The following is a 17,170-nucleotide window of genomic DNA, read 5'->3' as shown; positions in this document are numbered from 1 at the left end:
GAGGGTGATTTTAATGGCACATAAAATATTGATTGTGGATGATGCAGCATTTATGCGGATGATGATTAAGGATATTCTCGTGAAGAACGGCTATGATGTGGCCGGTGAAGGTGCGGATGGTAAGCAAGCGGTTGAGCTGTATAAAGAAATTAAACCTGACTTGGTTACGATGGACATTACAATGCCGGAAAAGGATGGCATAACAGCCTTGAAGGAGATCCGTGCGATCAATCCCGATGCGAAAATTATTATGTGCTCCGCAATGGGACAGCAAGCTCTAGTTATTGATGCCATCCAAGCGGGGGCTAAGGACTTTATTGTGAAGCCGTTTGCTGCTGACCGTGTCCTTGAAGCCATCAGCAAGGTGCTCGATTAATCATAGAAAGGAAGATTCGAGTGCTGCAACTTATGAAAGACTGCCAAAAGGCAGCCGGCTTGATCATTCTGACGTTTTCGCTGCTTTTATGGGGGGCTCTCCCTATAGCAGCCGAAACGGATGCCGGCAGCAAGAGTGTAGATGAATATTATCATAACAAGGAATCAAACGGGACAAGCCAGGCGGATGACGATGGAGTTGGACAAGATATGACCAAACAAGAGGCTGCAGACGGAGAAAAGGTCGGTATCACGGCGGGAGATGTCATCAAAATGATTTTTGCCCTCCTTTTCGTTATATGTCTTTTGTTCCTTCTATTGAAATTCGTGGGTAAGAAGAGCCGGGGATTCCACCGCGGGCAAATGATTCAAAATATGGGCGGAGCTCCTCTTGGAGGTAATCGTTCTCTACAGGTCGTGCGCGTAGGGGAAAAAATCCTTGTGCTTGGAGTCGGTGAAAACGTCCAGCTGCTCGATTTGATTGATGATGAGAAAGAGTATAACAGAATGATAGACGAGTTTAATGAGAGCAGTGAACCAATCTCCGCAGGCCTTGCCCCAAAATGGCTTCAGGGCAGGAAGGGAATGCGAGGGACTGAGATACAGTCATTTGCGGGTCAGCTTTCTGCACAGCTTGAAGGCATGAAAGCGGAGCGGAAAGTGCTGTATGAGAATTTAAGGAAAACGGGGAGCGGGCAGGATGAATGATGTAATGAACGTATTCAGCGCAAGCGATCCCGGTACGGTATCGACTTCTGTGAAGCTGCTTTTGCTCTTGACTGTCCTATCCCTTGCACCAAGTATCTTAATCTTGATGACGTGTTTTACGCGTATTGTCGTTGTGCTGGGTTTTGTCAGAACAGCCTTATCAACACAGCAAATGCCGCCGACCCAAGTGTTGATCGGCCTATCCTTATTCATCACATTCTTCGTGATGGCTCCAGTCTTCTCTGAGGTTAATGAAGAGGCGCTTCAGCCTCTCTTTAAGGATGAGATTAAGCTGGATGAGGCATATTCACGCGCAGCTGAACCAATGAAGGAGTTTATGGCCAAGCATACGAGACAGGCTGACCTGCAATTATTCTTGGATTATACGAAAGCGAAACCACCTGCTTCCATTGAGGATATTCCGCTTACAACGCTTGTTCCGGCATTTGCTATAAGTGAATTGAAGACAGCCTTTCAAATAGGCTTCATGATCTTTATTCCTTTTTTGGTCATCGACATGATTGTTGCAAGTGTGCTCATGTCCATGGGGATGATGATGCTGCCGCCAACAATGATTTCTCTGCCCTTTAAGATTTTATTATTCGTGATGGTGGATGGCTGGCATTTAGTGGTTAAGTCGTTATTACAGAGTTTATAGGCAGGTGAAGAATATATGACAGCAGAAACGGTCATCACACTGGCGGAAAGAGGTGTGTGGACAGTTCTCATAATAAGTGCGCCTTTATTGATATTGGCATTAGGGATTGGGTTGATTGTAAGCATTTTTCAAGCAACTACTCAAATTCAGGAACAGACTTTGGCGTTTATTCCAAAGATTGCGGCGGTTCTTCTTGGTATCGTGTTCTTCGGTCCATGGATGCTTGGAAGAATGATGTCTTTTACGCTTGATATCTTTTCGAATTTAACGAAATTTGTGGGATAGAAAATGGCGGAAATCGTACCTAAATTCAGTGTATTTCTACTTATTTTTGTTCGGGTGGCAGCCTTTTTCGTAACAATGCCCATTTTCTCATACCGGACCATACCTGCTATGCATAGAATCGGCATCAGTGCCATTTTAGCATGGATCATGTATTATTCCGTCCAATCACCGGGCTATGAGATTGATATGCTTTATTTCTTGATGATCCTGAAGGAGTGCCTCGTTGGATTGGCAATCGGTTTCTTTGCTTACATGCTCCTTTCTGCCATACAGATGGCAGGAGGGTTGATTGATTTTCAGATGGGCTATTCAATGGCAAGCGTCATTGACCCGCAGACCGGTGTGCAGACACCGCTGACTGGGCAGTATCTGTACACATTTGCCCTCTTGTTTCTGCTTTCGGTTAATGGCCATCATTTATTGCTTGACGGCATTTACTACAGCTATCAATTCATTCCTCTTACCAGCGGTTTTATGTCATTTGGAAGTGAGGGGCTGCTCACCTTTGTCGTTGAATCATTTTCGGCGACCTTTCTGATTGCCTTTCAAATGGCCATTCCAATTGTCGGAAGTCTCTTTTTGGTGGATGTCGCACTAGGTATCGTGGCAAGAACTGTTCCGCAGATGAACATTTTTGTGATTGGCTTTCCGGTGAAGATTCTTGTCGGTCTTATTCTGCTGATGGTGATGATGAGCGGACTGCTCTTTTTGGTCAAGGATCTGCTCGGTACGATTTTGGAAGGTCTGCGCACATTGATGCACTTGCTTGGAGGTACATAACATGGATTGGCTGAAACTTGATCTGCAATATTTCTCAGGAGAGAAAACAGAAAAGGCAACCCCAAAGAAACGGCAGGATTCAAGGAAGAAAGGGCAGGCTGCTAAGAGTCAGGATGTGAATACGGCGATTGTCTTGTTTGGAGTATTCCTTCTGCTTTCTATAACCGGGGGATTTTTACGAGACCGATTAATTGATCTATTTGTCTATCCGATTAAAGAGATCCAGACATCTGAGTTGACGATTGATGGGCTTACTATTCTATTTATCGGCGTGCTGGTCAAAATGATTAGTGTTATAGGACCAATTATGCTTGCGGCCCTTGCCGCTGGCATTCTTGCTAATTTCATTCAAGTGGGTCCTATGTTTTCGGCGGAGGCCATACACTTTAAGCTGGAGAAAATCAATCCAATTAAGGGCTTTAAGCGGATTTTTTCGATGAGAGCGATTGTTGAATTGCTGAAGTCCATACTTAAGGTTCTCATTATTAGTCTGGTTACCTTTTATTCAATCTGGCAAAGACTCGATGAGATTATGCTTCTATCCTATAAAAATATCGGAGAAAGTCTTGCGACGATTGCGGACATAACGGTAAAGACCGGATTGCTTGCTTCGGGAGCTTTATTATTTCTGGCGGCTCTGGATTATTTGTACCAGCGCTTTGATTATGAGAAGAGCATCAGGATGTCTAAGCAGGAAATCAAACAAGAGTACAAGACAATGGAAGGAGACCCCATCATAAAATCTCGAATCAAGCAAAAGCAAAAGGAAATGGCAATGTCGAGAATGATGCAGGAAATTCCAAAGGCGGATGTGGTCATTACCAATCCGACCCATTATGCCGTTGCGCTGAAATACGACGATGAGAAGATGGATGCCCCGTACGTTGTCGGAAAGGGACTGGATTTTGTTGCACAGAAAATCAAGCTCGTGGCTAAAGAAAATGATGTTCCCATGATGGAGAACCGGCCGCTTGCCAGGGCTCTATATAGTCAAGCGGAGGTCGGCCAGGCTATCCCTGAGGAATTCTTTAAAGGGGTCGCAGAGATTCTGGCCTATGTATATAAAATGAAAGGCAAAACGTCATGAACGTTAGTTTGTTTATGAAAGGTTAGGGGAGAGAGAGCATATGAGAGCAAGGGATTTAACGGTACTAATAGCCGTCATTATGGTAGTGGCTATGTTAATCATTCCGCTTCCGACATGGCTTTTAAGCTTTTTGATCATGGTCAATATATCTCTTGCCTTATTAGTATTATTGACATCCATGAATACGAAGGAACCATTGCAATTCTCGATATTTCCATCATTGCTGCTGTTGTTGACCTTATTCAGGCTTGGATTAAATATATCCACAACAAGGGCAATTCTCACACATGGAGATGCCGGGGGAGTTGTGGAAGTGTTCGGAAGCTTTGTTGTCGGCGGACAAGTTGTGGTCGGTCTTGTCGTCTTCCTCATCTTGATTATTATTCAGTTTATTGTCATTACAAAGGGCTCTGAGCGTGTGGCAGAAGTGGCTGCCCGTTTTACGCTTGATGCCATGCCAGGGAAACAGATGAGCATTGACGCTGATTTGAATGCCGGCATGATATCTGAACAGGAAGCGAGGATGCGTAGGGATAAAATATCCCGCGAAGCCGATTTCTTTGGTTCGATGGACGGGGCAAGCAAATTTGTGAAGGGGGATGCGATTGCGAGCATCATCATTGTCATGATTAACCTGATCTTTGGGATGGTCATTGGGGTTATGCAGATGGATATGAGCTTCGGCGAAGCAGCCGTTCATTTCTCCCTGCTTTCCGTTGGTGATGGTATCGTCAGTCAGGTCCCGGCGCTCCTGATTTCAACCGCAACCGGAATCATTGTCACCCGTGCGGCCTCGGATGGGAACCTGGCTTCTGATATTACAGGTCAATTATTCGCTTATCCGAAAATGTTATACATAGCAGCAGGGACTATTCTTCTTCTTGGAATTTTCACTCCTATTAATTTGTTTTTAACCCTCTTAATTGCAGGGCTGCTCGCGCTTGGTGCCTATAAGGCTAATGATGCACAGAAGATAAAGGATGGAGCAGAAGTGTTTTTAGAAGAGGAAACGGATACGGATGAAATGAAAAGTCCAGAAAGTGTCATCAGCTTGCTGAGTATTGATCCAATTGAATTCGAATTTGGCTATGGGCTTATCCCGCTTGCGGATACGAACCAAGGGGGAGATCTTTTAGACCGTGTCGTGATGATCAGGAGGCAATTGGCCATTGAACTCGGTCTTGTGATCCCGGTCGTACGTATCCGTGACAATATTCAGCTGAAGCCGAATGAATACCGTCTGAAGATTAAGGGGGCGGAAATGGCACGGGGAGAGCTTCTTCTTGATCATTATTTGGCCATGGCTCCTGGGATGGATGATGAATCGGTGGAAGGGATTGATACAGTGGAGCCTTCGTTTGGGCTTCCGGCAAAATGGATTACAGAAGAAACGAAGGAATACGCCGAAATGCTCGGCTATACGGTTGTTGATCCTCCTTCTGTCGTTTCCACACATATTACCGAGGTCATTAAGGCAAATGCTTATGATCTCATTGGTCGTCAGGAAACGAAACAATTAATCGAGCATTTAAGGGAAACAGCACCAATCCTAGTGGAGGAAGTCACTCCTTCCCCGCTGGCTGTTGGGGATATCCAAAAGGTATTGGCTAAGCTCTTGAAGGAAAAAGTATCCATTCGCAATTTGCCGATTATCTTTGAGACATTAGCTGATTTCGGAAGGGTAAGCAACGATCCGGATGTATTGACTGAGTATGTACGGCAAGCGCTTGCTAGACAAATAACGAGTCAATACGTCTCTGGGGAGAGCTTAAAGGTTATTACCTTATCAGGGAAAGCGGAGAAGGCGATTGCAGATAGTGTTCAGCAAACAGAGCATGGAAGCTATCTCTCTATTGATCCGGATTCCTCACAGAAAATCCTGCAATCGATAGGGACAAGGCTTGAAGAGAATGCGCTTCTTGATCAATTGCCGGTGCTATTATGTTCTCCAGCTGTCCGGATGTATGTCCGCCAACTGATTGACCGATACTTCCCGCAGCTTCCGGTGCTTTCTTATAACGAGCTTGAAGCAAATATTGAGGTGCAAGCAATAGGGGTGGTGAATATGGAATGAAGGTCATGAAATTTACTGGCAGTAACATGCAGGAGGTCATGGAACAAATTCGTTCTAAATTAGGATCTGATGCCGTTATCTTGAATTCAAAAACGGTCGAAAACTCTGGATATTTCGGCCTTTTCAAGAAAAAAAGCCTGGAGGTGCTAGCCGCCATCGATGAAAGGCCGCCAGCACCAGAAACCATTCCGTCTGGAGGATATACCGTAAAAAGGGAGGATTCGATTGAGTCAGAGCGGATTCTAAAGGAATTAAAACAGATGCAGGGACTGCTGCAGGAAAATATGTTCAGAAATCAGTCTCCTGACAAGTATGAATGGTATCCGAAAGAACTAAAAATTATATACTCACGGCTTCAAGAACGGGGTCTTGGCAGCGGGCTGCTGGACGATCTGATGCCGTTGCTTCTTAAGGAATGGAAGTGTTCATTAGCCAATGCTGAATGGGCGGAGGAAGACATTGAGCAGCTGGCAAAAAAAATCATGATAGAGAGGCTTCAAGTCTTCTCTGCTCCTCGCGGTGAATCGAACCGGAAATACATTGCGATTGTCGGTCCTACTGGTGTAGGTAAAACAACCACCATAGCGAAGATAGCGGCAGAATATATGTTGAATAAGCAAAGGAAAGTTGCCTTCATCACAACAGACACCTATCGAATTGCTGCCATTGAGCAATTACGGACGTATGCGCAGATATTGGGGATCCCTTTGGAGGTTGCCTATAATTTGGAGGATTTCGTTCAGGCATCTAAACGTTTTGCTCATTATGATCATGTATTTATAGATACAGCCGGACGGAATTTCCGAGATTCTGTCTATGTCGAAGAACTGATGAAAATCATTGATTTTGACTTAAATCTGGAGACCTTTCTCGTTTTAGCGGCGACTGCTAAGGAAGAGGATATGAACAAGATTTACGAGCAATTTGATCTCATGAATATCAATGGCCTAATCTTTACGAAAACAGATGAAACAGAAAGCTTAGGCGGAATGATTAATTTCATTATGAATTACTCTGCTCCCGTTGCATACATAACGAATGGGCAGGATGTACCGGATGATATACAAGCAGCAACTCCGGAAAATATCATCAATATGGTTTTTGGAGGAAGAGAGCATGTCCGATCAAGCTGATATGCTGAGACGAAGATTAGAGGAGCATAATGGGAAACGAGGAAAGGTCATTGCCGTAACAAGTGGAAAAGGCGGCGTTGGAAAGTCCAATTTCTCCATCAATTTCGCTGTTGGGCTGGCGCAGGAACGGTACAGGGTGCTGGTCATTGACTTTGATATTGGGATGGGAAATATCCATCTTTTAATCGGAAAATCAAATCGATATACAATTGCCGACCACTTCGAAAAGGGTGTTCCTTTAACAGATATTATCGAACAAGGTCCTGGTGGTGTCCATTATATTGGGGGCGGAACAGGCTTAACGCAATTATTGTCCCTTAGTGATCGGCTTTTTGAACGGTTCAGTGCTGAATTTGAACAAATTCTTGGGCGTTATGACTATATTTTGATGGATATGGGAGCGGGAGTGTCTGACCAGTCTCTTCAATTCATGATAGCGGCGAATGAAGTCTTCATTATCACGACACCGGAGCCGACAGCCATTACGGATGCTTATTCAATGATGAAATTTTTGACGAAGCAGGCAGCTGATATTCCTTTTTATCTGATTTGTAATCGTGCTCCCTCCTATAAGAATGGCGAGGAGGTATTGACCAGGCTCGCAGGTGCTGCCGGAAAATTCCTGAATAAGGATGTCTCAAGGCTGGGAGTTATTCCGGATGACAGCAGTGTCAGCAGAGCGGTATTGAGGCAAGTTCCGTTTTTGGAACTGGAACCAAAAGCACGGGCGAGCACGGCACTTAAACAATTACAACAATCCTATTTAGGTAATGAAAACAAAGGGACTGGTCAAGAGTTGTCCTTTATGAGCAAGGTAAGAGGATATCTCTTTAATAGACAGTAGAAATGGCAGATACGAGATTTTTCGTATGTGGAAGGATGAGTATGAATGGATTTGGGCCAATATCTAGATATTTTTATTGAAGAGAGCAAGGAACACTTGCAAGTATGCAATCATCAGCTGCTTCTGCTGGAAAGGCAGCCAAATAATCATAGATTGGTAGATGAAATATTTCGTGCAGCCCATACGCTAAAGGGGATGGCTGCTACGATGGAATTTGAAGATATCACGCAGTTAACCCACGAAATGGAGAATGTCCTTGATGAAATTCGGCACCGGCGACTTCCTGTCACACCTGTTTTACTCGATTCTATATTCCAAATGTTAGATGCTCTGGAAGAGAAGCTCTTATTGATAGAGAAGGGGAGTGACGGTACGGTCCAGTCACGTGCCGCTGTATTGGAGTCTCAAAACTCCAGCGGTGGCCGATCAGAGACAATCAATCATCAAGAAGCTGCACCAGCAAAAGAAGGGCGCAGCATAGCTCACTTTGAATATGCAAGCCATGAACGATTCGTTATGGAAGAGGCAGTAAAGCGGCAATTCAATGTTTACCATCTGGAAATCTCCTTAAGAGAGGATTGCCAAATGAAAGCAGCGCGTGCTCTGTTGGTTTTTCGGCTGCTTGAATCCATGGGGGAGATTATTCGTGCAATCCCTGCAGCAGCTGATTTGGAGCAGGAGCCTTTCGAAAGGATGTTTACGGCCACTATTACGACAAAGAAAGATATCGCACAGGTGCATGAAAAGATCATGGACATCGCTGAGGTCGAAAGGGTCAGAATCCGCCCAATCTCTTTAAATAAGCTTTTGGAGAGTTCTCCTGTTGCTAGGAAAGAACACTCTGAAAGGCTGAACATACTCGATAAACCAATCCAAAAATCGATACGCGTCAATATTGAGAGACTAGATGGACTGATGTCGGCATTCGAGGAATTAATCATTTACCGCAGCAGGCTAGAAAAGCTAGCTCAGGAGATTGATCATCCACGGTTGATAGAGGCTGTTTCTGGCATGGCGGGTACGACGGCAGAAATGCAGAGCATCCTGCTGAATATGCGAATGGTACCTGCCGAGGGCATTTTCAATCGTTTTCCAGCGATGGTTAGACGTTTATCGAAGGAATTAGATAAGGAGGTCAGGCTGGAAATAACAGGGGCTGCAACTGAAATTGATCGTTCTATTATTAATGAAGTTGGGGATTCTGTGCTGCATTTCTTAAGAAATGCCCTTGATCATGGGATTGAAAATCCCAAAACAAGAAAACAGTCAGGTAAACCATCTGAGGGAACCATTGCTATTCGCGCCTATAACAGCAGGAATGATGTCATGGTGGAAATCGAGGATGATGGTGCAGGCATTGACGAAGAGGTGATTGTAAGAAGAGCTGTTGAACTGGGGATTGTGTCTTCTATTCAGGCAGATAGGATGAGTGCGGAAGAAAAACTCCAGCTAATATTTGCTTCTGGATTCTCAACAGCCCAGCAAATATCGGATATTTCCGGACGTGGAGTGGGGCTTGATGCAGTCAAAACCATGATTGAATCCTTGGGTGGTGAAGTGATGGTCCAGTCGATGCGGGGCGTAGGATCTCGCTTTACGATTAAACTACCGCTAACCCTTTCCATTCTTCCAGCCCTGCTCGTGAAAACGAAGTCAGAGACATATGCCTTTCCGCTTATCTCAATTATTGACTGTCTCATGATTGAAGGTGCCAATGACGAATCTGGAATCGGATCTAGCATGATTTATCAAGGGGAATCCATTCCAATCATCCATCTTGGGGAAGTATTTGGTCTGTGCAGCTCATCATTGAAGGATACACGAAAAGCTGCTGTCTTGGTTATTCAAAAGGGAAATAAGCTGGCGGCTATTGCGGTGGATGAATTTATCGGACAACAGGAAATAGCTGTTAAACCGCTTGAATCTAAAGCTGATGCCCGTATTTCAGGGAAGGCGATTCTTGGTGGCAAGCCTGTATGGATGGTTGATGTGCAGGAGCTATTGTTTATGATTCATTCTTAAAAGGATAGAAGACTTCATGAATGAGACGTATGTGAAAAAAATAGATAAAAAGTTGCAGGGGGGAACGCATGGTGCCTCAAGTAAATGTTTGTGAGGAACAGCAGTGTTGGCATGCTTGGCTTGATGGCCGTGATGAGCAGGCTGGAGATATATTGGCGAAGAAGTATTTGCCTTTAGTGAATTATCATGTTCAGCGGATTTCTGTGAATCTGCCTAAAAGCGTTAACAGAGATGATATTCGCAGCCTTGGATTGATGGGGCTTTTTGATGCGCTGGAAAAATTCGATCTATCCCGCGACCTGAAGTTTGAAACATATGCTTCCTTTCGGATACGCGGTGCCATCATTGACGGGCTTAGAAAAGAGGATTGGCTTCCAAGAAGCACAAGGGAGAAGACCAAGCTAATAGAAGCAACCATTGAACAGCTTGAACAGAAGAAAATGAGGAATATCTCCATGGCAGAGCTGGCAGAGGAATTGGGTATGGCAGAGGAGGAGGTCAATGCTGTTGCAAATGAAAATTTCTTTGCGAATGTTCTCTCCATGGATGACCAGCCAAAGGAGCACCAGGAAGGGGAAGTACAAACCTTTATTGTAAAGGATGAGCAAGCCGTATCTCCTGAGGAAGCGCTTATGAAAAAAGAAACAATCGCTGAAATGGGAAGGCAAATCCAGACATTAGGGGAGAAGGAACAATTGGTGCTTGACCTGTTCTATCATAAGGAGCTGACATTGACTGAAATTGGACAAATTCTCAATCTTTCTACTTCAAGGATATCGCAGATTCATTCACGTGCATTGTTCAAGCTGCGCAATGTATTGCAGAAATCAGTCTATCTATAGGTGGAGGATGCAGGGTGGATATTCCATTTACGTTAACGGTATCAAGAGATCGAATGAAGGCATGGGTACATATCGAACAAGATGTCATAATCAGTGAGTCGCCTGAAGAAGTGGAAAAATGGCTGAATGACCAAGGAATCATAGCAGGAATCATGAAAGGTGAGCTAGTACGCCTATGCCATGGAGACATCAGCTTGAAGCCTTTTCTCGTTGCACGCGGAAAACAACCAATCAACGGGAAGGACGGAAGGGTTATTTTTCATGTATCTCCCCAGCTTGAGAGAAGAGAAGAAGGAGCTGATTTCCGAGATGTCATTCATATCCCGTCTGTCCAAACAGGGGACCGTATCGCGACGATAAAAGACCCAGAAAATGGTGTGTGCGGGACAGATATATACGGAAACCGCCTTCTTCCTAGGAGAGGCAAGCCGGCTGCCATAACGCTTGGTCTAAATGTCATTCAGCACGGAAATGAAATCATGGCCGTTTCAGATGGTGAGGTAAGCTTTAATTGGAATGTGATTCAAGTCAATCCTGTTTATGTGGTAGACAGTGATTTAGATTTATCAGTCGGAAACATTGAATTTATCGGAAATGTAACGATTAAAGGCAATGTTCCGCCGGGCTATAAAATACGCGTTGGAGGAGATTTGAAGGTTTTCGGTCTCATCGAAGGCTCGGATATACAGGCGGATGGCTCCATTTATGTTCAAGGGGGCATATCGGGTGAACAGGATTGTCAAATTCGAGCAGGAGCTACGCTTAAATCCCTCTATATTAATCGAGCAAATGTGCTCGCTTTTGGTGATATTGAGGTCAAACATTATATCCTGCACAGCCAAGTGACCTCCTATGGCTTGATACGGTGCAGGAGGGGCCAGTTAATTGGAGGAGCTATTCAAGCTGTTAAAGGAGTGGAAATCCGAGATGCGGGCAACATCCATTATGCACACACACTGATTCATATCGGACAAACAGAGGCGATTGAACGGCATAAATCAGAATTAGACATGCGGGCAAAGCAGTTGTTTGAAACGATTTCGAAGCTGACGATGATTGCAGCGAAATTTGAAGTGATGAGACAGGAAACGGGAACAGTCGGAGTCAGGGAGACAATCCTTCTTAAGAAGCAGCAAAGAACAAGGGAAGTGCTTGAGCAGGAGCTGTCTGGCATAAGGGAGGAACGGCTGCGGCTGGAATACGGTGTGAACGAAATGGATGCTGAAATTATCGTTCATGGTATTTGTTACCCAAATGTACATATTCAGATTGGCAAGTATACGAAGCCTTTGAATCAAATCTTTAAATCTGTCAGATTTACGGAAAGCGGAAGGGAGATCTCTGTTCATCCTTTATAACGTCAGAGGTTTCACCTTTAGGCGATTCAGACGAATGATAGAGCTGCCAATCATCAAAAAAGGGGCGGAGCGGAGGAGGAAAACACCTCATCCGTCTATCCGTTGATTAAGGGAAAAAAGACTATTCGGGGTGAGAGGGTAGATGGTATTAGTACTAATCGTGAGCATGATGGTAAATCTGGCTGCTATCCTGGCAATTATTATCTTATATCTCCGGCAAAACCGGCTGTTCCAGATGGAAGAAAACATGCATGCCAACACAGAGAATATAGAGAATCTGCTTACAGCTTTCTTAGTTGAGATGAAGGAGGATAATGGCAGGCTGAAGGCTGCTCTTGTGGAGAAAGCAGATGTAGGACAGATAAGCAAAGAAGAGGGTGCGGCAGCTTTGTCAGCTGAGGAAAAAGAGAGAGTGCTGCCTGAGAATTCAAGAGAGAACTTTCTCCTCCTTCAGGCACTGAGGCTAAAGGGCCAAGGCAATACCGTAGAGCAAATTGCGAAGGTAATGGGCAGAGGCAAAACGGAAATCGAACTTTTGATCAAAATGAATGAATAAGGCTTGATTGTAAGATGACAGTATGCTATATTATTTCATGGTGTTATTACACACGCTTATTGATTTGGACTGATGGTGCTGCCATTTGAGGCAGTTTCAGCCTGAAAATGATTTAAGCGGAGGAAAAAACAAAACCATAGGAGGAAGAAACATGTCTGTTATTTCAATGAAACAACTGCTTGAAGCAGGTGTACACTTCGGGCACCAAACTCGTCGTTGGAACCCAAAAATGAAAAAATATATCTTCACGGAGCGTAATGGTATCTACATCATTGACCTTCAAAAAACGGTTAAAAAAGTAGAAGAAGCTTACAACTTCGTAAGAGACCTAGCAGCAGATGGCGGCACAATGCTATTTGTTGGTACTAAAAAGCAAGCTCAAGATTCCGTTAAGGAAGAAGCAGCTCGCGCTGGTATGTACTACGTTAACCAACGCTGGTTGGGCGGTACATTAACTAACTTCGTAACAATCCAAAAACGTATTGCACGTTTGAAAGAAATCGAAAAAATGGAAGAAAACGGTACTTTCGAAGTACTTCCTAAAAAAGAAGTTATTCAATTGAAGAAAGAACAAGAACGTCTTGAAAAATTCCTTGGCGGTATCAAGGATATGAAACAAATCCCTGATGCATTGTTCATCATCGACCCACGCAAAGAGCGTATCGCTGTTGCAGAAGCACACAAATTGAACATCCCTATCGTTGGTATCGTTGATACAAACTGTGATCCGGATGAAATCGATTATGTAATCCCTGCGAACGATGATGCAATCCGCGCTGTTAAATTGCTTACTGGAAAAATGGCTGACGCTATTCTTGAAGGTAAACAAGGTGAAGAAACAGCTCCAGTTGCAGAAGCAGCTGAAGTTGAAGCTCCTGCAGAAGCTGAAGAAGCTACTACAGTAGAAAATGCTTAATTGATTTTTTAAAGGTGATAAGAGGATGGTGCCTTTTATCACCTTTTTTTGAAATAAAGAAGCAGTGTATACGTCAACTTATACTGCTACATACTGATTTTATGGACAATTAAAGGAGGAAGACCAAATGGCTATTACAGCTCAACTGGTTAAAGAATTACGCGAAAAAACTGGTGCAGGTATGATGGACTGCAAAAAAGCTCTTCAAGAAACAAACGGAGATATGGATAAAGCAATCGACTACCTTCGTGAAAAAGGTATCGCAAAAGCTGCTAAAAAAGGCGATCGTATCGCTGCAGAAGGCTTAACTTCTATCGTTGTAGACGGCGAACAAGCTGTTATCCTTGAAGTAAACGCTGAAACTGACTTCGTTGCTAAAAACGATGCGTTCCAAACTCTTGTAAAAGAATTGGCTGCTCACCTATTAGCAAGCAAACCAGCATCTGTTGAAGAAGCTCTTACACAAACAATGGAAAATGGTGCGACTGTTCAAGATCACATCAATGCTGCAATCGCTAAAATCGGAGAGCGTATCACACTTCGCCGCTTCGAAATCAAAACAAAACCTGAAAACGGCGCATTCGGTGCTTACATTCACCAAGGCGGACGTATCAGCGTATTGACAATCATCGAAGGTTCTGCTGATGAAGCTGTAGCGAAAGATGTATCTATGCACATCGCTGCTCTAAACCCTAAATACGTTTCTCGCGACCAAGTAACTGCTGAAGAAGTAGAACATGAGCGTCAAGTATTGACTCAACAAGCGTTAAACGAAGGCAAACCTGAAAAAATCGTTGCGAAAATGGTTGAAGGACGCCTTGGCAAATACTTCGAAGAGATCTGCGTATTGGATCAAACATTCGTTAAAAACCCTGATCAAAAAGTTGGTCAATATGTACAAGCTAACGGTGCTACAATCGTAGAATTCGTTCGTTACGAAGTTGGGGAAGGTATCGAGAAGAAACAAGATAACTTCGCTGAAGAAGTAATGAGCCAAGTTAAAAAAGACTAATTAATCTAAAGCAGATACAGCAAGAAGATGAAATAGGGAACACATTGTGTTCCCTATTTTTCAAGAATTCTTCTTTAAGCAAACGGAAAGTATTCTTTCCAGGAAGATTTTTTGCACAAGAATTGAGATGTATGGGAAAATAATTATGGACGATATAATTGGTTCCTACTTTAACATTGGTGGAGGTTTATATGAGCAGCGTAAAGTATAAAAGAGTTGTATTAAAGTTAAGTGGAGAGGCTCTCGCAGGGCAGCAGGGCTTCGGGATTGACCCGGTTATCATCTCTTCCATTGCGAAACAGGTAAAGGAAGTAGCTGAATTGGGCGTAGAAGTAGCCGTTGTCGTTGGCGGGGGCAATATTTGGAGAGGGAAGACGGGAAGCGAGCTGGGCATGGACCGTGCAACTGCGGATTACATGGGTATGCTTGCGACTGTCATGAATTCCCTTGCTCTACAAGACAGCCTAGAACAGCAGGGCATTGGAACACGTGTGCAAACATCCATTGAAATGCGTCAGGTTGCAGAGCCTTATATTAGACGCAGAGCCATTCGTCATCTAGAAAAGAGCCGTGTTGTTATTTTTGCAGCAGGTACAGGCAACCCTTATTTCTCCACTGATACAACAGCAGCTTTACGAGCTGCTGAAATCGAAGCAGATGTTATCCTTATGGGCAAAAACAATGTTGACGGCGTATACAGCGCTGATCCGGTAAAAGACAGCAATGCTGTGAAGTTTGACCAATTATCTTATCTTGATTTAATCAAGGATGGTTTGGCGGTCATGGATTCAACTGCGTCATCACTTTGCATGGATAACGATATTCCACTAATCGTCTTCTCAATTATGGAAGAAGGAAATATTAAGCGCGCCGTACTTGGCGAAACTATCGGGACTGTTGTTAGGGGGAATAAATAATGGCAAAGCAAGTTATTTCTAATACAAAGGAAAAAATGGACAAATGCATTCAAGCATTTTCACGTGAGCTGGCTTCTATTCGTGCCGGTCGTGCCAGCGCATCATTGCTGGACCGATTAACGGTTGATTATTATGGTGCTCCAACACCGATTAACCAAATGGCTTCTATTAGCGTACCAGAAGCTCGTATGCTTGTGATTCAGCCTTATGATAAATCCATCCTTGGTGATATCGAGAAAGCCATTCTTAAATCAGATTTAGGGCTGAACCCTGTCAATGATGGGTCCATCATTCGTTTGAGTGTACCAGCTTTAACTGAAGAACGCCGCCGCGATCTTGTTAAACAAGTGAAGAAAGAAGCGGAAGAAGCAAAGGTTGCTATCCGTAATGTTCGCCGTGATGGAAATGACGATTTGAAGAAGCTCGAGAAAAATGGCGAAATCACAGAAGATGCTCACCGCGGCTATTCTGACGATGTTCAAAAAATGACAGATGAGCATATCGCAAAAATCGATCAAATGGCTAAAGATAAAGAAAAGGAAATTATGGAAGTCTGATTGATCTAAATCAGTGAGAGCCCCTTTTTTTAGAAAAGGGGCTTTTTCATATCAAATTGTCCTTGCAGGACAAAATTTCTCATATACAGAGTAGATTTGGGGCTTTAGCCTATAATGTAGATAGACCTGTATGTAAGTAACGGTTATACAATCTTTTTATATGCACAATGTTCATGATATATAATTATGGTATGATTGTAATGGTTTATGAAATACATACACATAAACAGGTTCGCACGGTGAACCTGGTGGAGGAAAAAACATGTTTCGATGGAAGAAAGAAAAAAAGAAAGAAGACCAGCTGACCATAAATGAACGAATGGAACGCGTTAAGCAAGGAGAGGTACCGGAGCATATTGCCATCATCATGGACGGGAATGGAAGATGGGCTAAAAAACGTGCATTACCACGAATTGCCGGCCACCATGAAGGAATGAAGACGGTTAGAAGGACAACCAAGCTAGCTAATGAGCTGGGTGTAAAAGTATTGACCGTATATGCTTTTTCCACAGAGAACTGGAAACGACCAAAGGATGAAGTCGATTATTTACTTCGGCTGCCTGAAGAGTTTCTCGGGACCTTTCTGCCAGAGCTGATTGAGGAGAATGTAAGGGTCCAAATAATGGGCGACCAAAAACGGCTGCCTTTGCATACGGTTAAGGCGGTTTCGACAGCGCTTGAAAAGACGAAGGATAATGATGGGCTTGTGCTGAATTTTGCCCTGAACTACGGAAGCCGTGCTGAAATTCTTGAAGGAATTAAGCAGGCTGCCAAGGATATAGAAGATGGGAAGCTTACAGCTGAAGATCTATCTGAGGACCGTTTTTCAAGCTACTTAATGACGAGCGGCATGAAGGATCCTGATCTTTTAATCCGTACAAGCGGAGAGATTCGGTTGAGCAATTTCATGCTCTGGCAGCTCGCATATACAGAATTTTATTTCACGGACGTACTATGGCCGGATTTTGATGCTGATCATTTCATTGATGCTTTGGAAGTATTTCAAGGACGTTCAAGAAGGTTTGGCGGAGTCTAATGTTGAAGGT

Annotated in this window: 18 protein-coding genes; all 18 read left to right on the top strand. The window is 43.8% G+C overall.

The window, feature by feature from the left end:
* Nucleotides 1-13 precede the first annotated feature (13 nt).
* The 18 genes from AC622_RS12835 to AC622_RS12750 all read left to right on the top strand — a co-directional run bounded on the left by AC622_RS12835 (nt 14) and on the right by AC622_RS12750 (nt 17,160).
* Nucleotides 14-376, top strand: coding sequence for a response regulator (locus AC622_RS12835; RefSeq protein WP_049671417.1), 363 nt, complete (start codon nt 14-16; stop codon nt 374-376).
* Nucleotides 377-396: 20 nt separating this feature from the next.
* Complete coding sequence (locus tag AC622_RS20440; RefSeq protein ID WP_053103760.1) at nt 397-1,083, top strand: flagellar biosynthetic protein FliO; 687 nt, start codon at nt 397-399, stop codon at nt 1,081-1,083.
* Nucleotides 1,076-1,741, top strand: a complete 666-nt coding sequence (fliP, locus tag AC622_RS12825; protein WP_049671416.1) for a flagellar type III secretion system pore protein FliP — start codon at nt 1,076-1,078, stop codon at nt 1,739-1,741. Before AC622_RS20440 ends, fliP begins: the two co-directional genes overlap by 8 nt.
* Nucleotides 1,742-1,756: 15 nt before the next feature.
* The gene (fliQ, locus tag AC622_RS12820; RefSeq protein ID WP_049671415.1) at nt 1,757-2,026 is read left to right on the top strand and encodes a flagellar biosynthesis protein FliQ; all 270 of its coding nucleotides are present in this window, start codon (nt 1,757-1,759) and stop codon (nt 2,024-2,026) included.
* A gap of 3 nt (nt 2,027-2,029) precedes the next feature.
* Complete coding sequence (fliR, locus tag AC622_RS12815) at nt 2,030-2,806, top strand: flagellar biosynthetic protein FliR (protein ID WP_049671414.1); 777 nt, start codon at nt 2,030-2,032, stop codon at nt 2,804-2,806.
* A 1-nt stretch (nt 2,807) separates the two neighbouring features.
* Nucleotides 2,808-3,893: a flagellar biosynthesis protein FlhB gene (flhB, locus tag AC622_RS12810; protein WP_049671413.1), complete on the top strand. Its 1,086-nt coding sequence runs from the start codon at nt 2,808-2,810 to the stop codon at nt 3,891-3,893.
* Between the two features lie 40 nt (nt 3,894-3,933).
* On the top strand, nt 3,934-5,967 hold the full coding sequence (flhA, locus tag AC622_RS12805) for a flagellar biosynthesis protein FlhA (protein ID WP_049671412.1): 2,034 nt from the start codon (nt 3,934-3,936) through the stop codon (nt 5,965-5,967).
* Nucleotides 5,964-7,100 (top strand): flagellar biosynthesis protein FlhF, encoded by a 1,137-nt coding sequence (flhF, locus tag AC622_RS12800; protein ID WP_049671411.1) that lies wholly within the window; start codon nt 5,964-5,966, stop codon nt 7,098-7,100. The genes flhA and flhF overlap by 4 nt, the downstream gene beginning before the upstream one ends.
* Nucleotides 7,084-7,944 (top strand): MinD/ParA family protein, encoded by an 861-nt coding sequence (locus AC622_RS12795; protein ID WP_049671410.1) that lies wholly within the window; start codon nt 7,084-7,086, stop codon nt 7,942-7,944. The genes flhF and AC622_RS12795 overlap by 17 nt, the downstream gene beginning before the upstream one ends.
* A gap of 45 nt (nt 7,945-7,989) precedes the next feature.
* Nucleotides 7,990-9,966: a chemotaxis protein CheA gene (locus AC622_RS12790; protein WP_049671409.1), complete on the top strand. Its 1,977-nt coding sequence runs from the start codon at nt 7,990-7,992 to the stop codon at nt 9,964-9,966.
* A gap of 68 nt (nt 9,967-10,034) precedes the next feature.
* Nucleotides 10,035-10,808: a FliA/WhiG family RNA polymerase sigma factor gene (locus tag AC622_RS12785; RefSeq protein WP_049671408.1), complete on the top strand. Its 774-nt coding sequence runs from the start codon at nt 10,035-10,037 to the stop codon at nt 10,806-10,808.
* 14 nt (nt 10,809-10,822) lie between these two features.
* Nucleotides 10,823-12,166, top strand: coding sequence for a FapA family protein (locus tag AC622_RS12780; protein WP_049671407.1), 1,344 nt, complete (start codon nt 10,823-10,825; stop codon nt 12,164-12,166).
* Between the two features lie 142 nt (nt 12,167-12,308).
* Nucleotides 12,309-12,722, top strand: coding sequence for a hypothetical protein (locus AC622_RS12775; RefSeq protein WP_049671406.1), 414 nt, complete (start codon nt 12,309-12,311; stop codon nt 12,720-12,722).
* Between the two features lie 151 nt (nt 12,723-12,873).
* Nucleotides 12,874-13,638, top strand: a complete 765-nt coding sequence (rpsB, locus tag AC622_RS12770; RefSeq protein WP_049671405.1) for a 30S ribosomal protein S2 — start codon at nt 12,874-12,876, stop codon at nt 13,636-13,638.
* 127 nt (nt 13,639-13,765) lie between these two features.
* The gene (gene tsf / locus AC622_RS12765; protein WP_049671404.1) at nt 13,766-14,650 is read left to right on the top strand and encodes a translation elongation factor Ts; all 885 of its coding nucleotides are present in this window, start codon (nt 13,766-13,768) and stop codon (nt 14,648-14,650) included.
* Nucleotides 14,651-14,841: 191 nt separating this feature from the next.
* Nucleotides 14,842-15,567, top strand: coding sequence for a UMP kinase (pyrH, locus tag AC622_RS12760; RefSeq protein WP_049671403.1), 726 nt, complete (start codon nt 14,842-14,844; stop codon nt 15,565-15,567).
* Entirely contained in the window at nt 15,567-16,124 is a 558-nt protein-coding gene (gene frr, locus AC622_RS12755) for a ribosome recycling factor (RefSeq protein ID WP_049671402.1), read from the top strand. The genes pyrH and frr overlap by 1 nt, the downstream gene beginning before the upstream one ends.
* A 262-nt stretch (nt 16,125-16,386) precedes the next feature.
* On the top strand, nt 16,387-17,160 hold the full coding sequence (locus tag AC622_RS12750; protein WP_049671401.1) for an isoprenyl transferase: 774 nt from the start codon (nt 16,387-16,389) through the stop codon (nt 17,158-17,160).
* Nucleotides 17,161-17,170 lie beyond the last annotated feature (10 nt).

The organism is Bacillus sp. FJAT-27916 (assembly GCF_001183965.1).
Lineage (GTDB): Bacteria > Bacillota > Bacilli > Bacillales > Pradoshiaceae > Pradoshia.
Note: the sequence above shows the minus strand (reverse complement) of the source record. Positions and strands in the feature narration are given on the sequence as shown.

Bases quoted from the DNA above. Each gene is read 5' to 3' on its own strand.
- AC622_RS12835 (WP_049671417.1), top strand. From the start codon at position 14: ATGGCACATAAAATATTGATTGTGGATGATGCAGCATTTATGCGGATG.
- fliP (WP_049671416.1), top strand. From the start codon at position 1,076: ATGAATGATGTAATGAACGTATTCAGCGCAAGCGATCCCGGTACGGTA.
- fliQ (WP_049671415.1), top strand. From the start codon at position 1,757: ATGACAGCAGAAACGGTCATCACACTGGCGGAAAGAGGTGTGTGGACA.
- fliR (WP_049671414.1), top strand. From the start codon at position 2,030: ATGGCGGAAATCGTACCTAAATTCAGTGTATTTCTACTTATTTTTGTT.
- flhB (WP_049671413.1), top strand. From the start codon at position 2,808: ATGGATTGGCTGAAACTTGATCTGCAATATTTCTCAGGAGAGAAAACA.
- flhA (WP_049671412.1), top strand. From the start codon at position 3,934: ATGAGAGCAAGGGATTTAACGGTACTAATAGCCGTCATTATGGTAGTG.
- flhF (WP_049671411.1), top strand. From the start codon at position 5,964: ATGAAGGTCATGAAATTTACTGGCAGTAACATGCAGGAGGTCATGGAA.
- AC622_RS12795 (WP_049671410.1), top strand. From the start codon at position 7,084: ATGTCCGATCAAGCTGATATGCTGAGACGAAGATTAGAGGAGCATAAT.
- AC622_RS12790 (WP_049671409.1), top strand. From the start codon at position 7,990: ATGGATTTGGGCCAATATCTAGATATTTTTATTGAAGAGAGCAAGGAA.
- AC622_RS12785 (WP_049671408.1), top strand. From the start codon at position 10,035: ATGGTGCCTCAAGTAAATGTTTGTGAGGAACAGCAGTGTTGGCATGCT.
- AC622_RS12775 (WP_049671406.1), top strand. From the start codon at position 12,309: ATGGTATTAGTACTAATCGTGAGCATGATGGTAAATCTGGCTGCTATC.
- rpsB (WP_049671405.1), top strand. From the start codon at position 12,874: ATGTCTGTTATTTCAATGAAACAACTGCTTGAAGCAGGTGTACACTTC.
- tsf (WP_049671404.1), top strand. From the start codon at position 13,766: ATGGCTATTACAGCTCAACTGGTTAAAGAATTACGCGAAAAAACTGGT.
- pyrH (WP_049671403.1), top strand. From the start codon at position 14,842: ATGAGCAGCGTAAAGTATAAAAGAGTTGTATTAAAGTTAAGTGGAGAG.
- frr (WP_049671402.1), top strand. From the start codon at position 15,567: ATGGCAAAGCAAGTTATTTCTAATACAAAGGAAAAAATGGACAAATGC.
- AC622_RS12750 (WP_049671401.1), top strand. From the start codon at position 16,387: ATGTTTCGATGGAAGAAAGAAAAAAAGAAAGAAGACCAGCTGACCATA.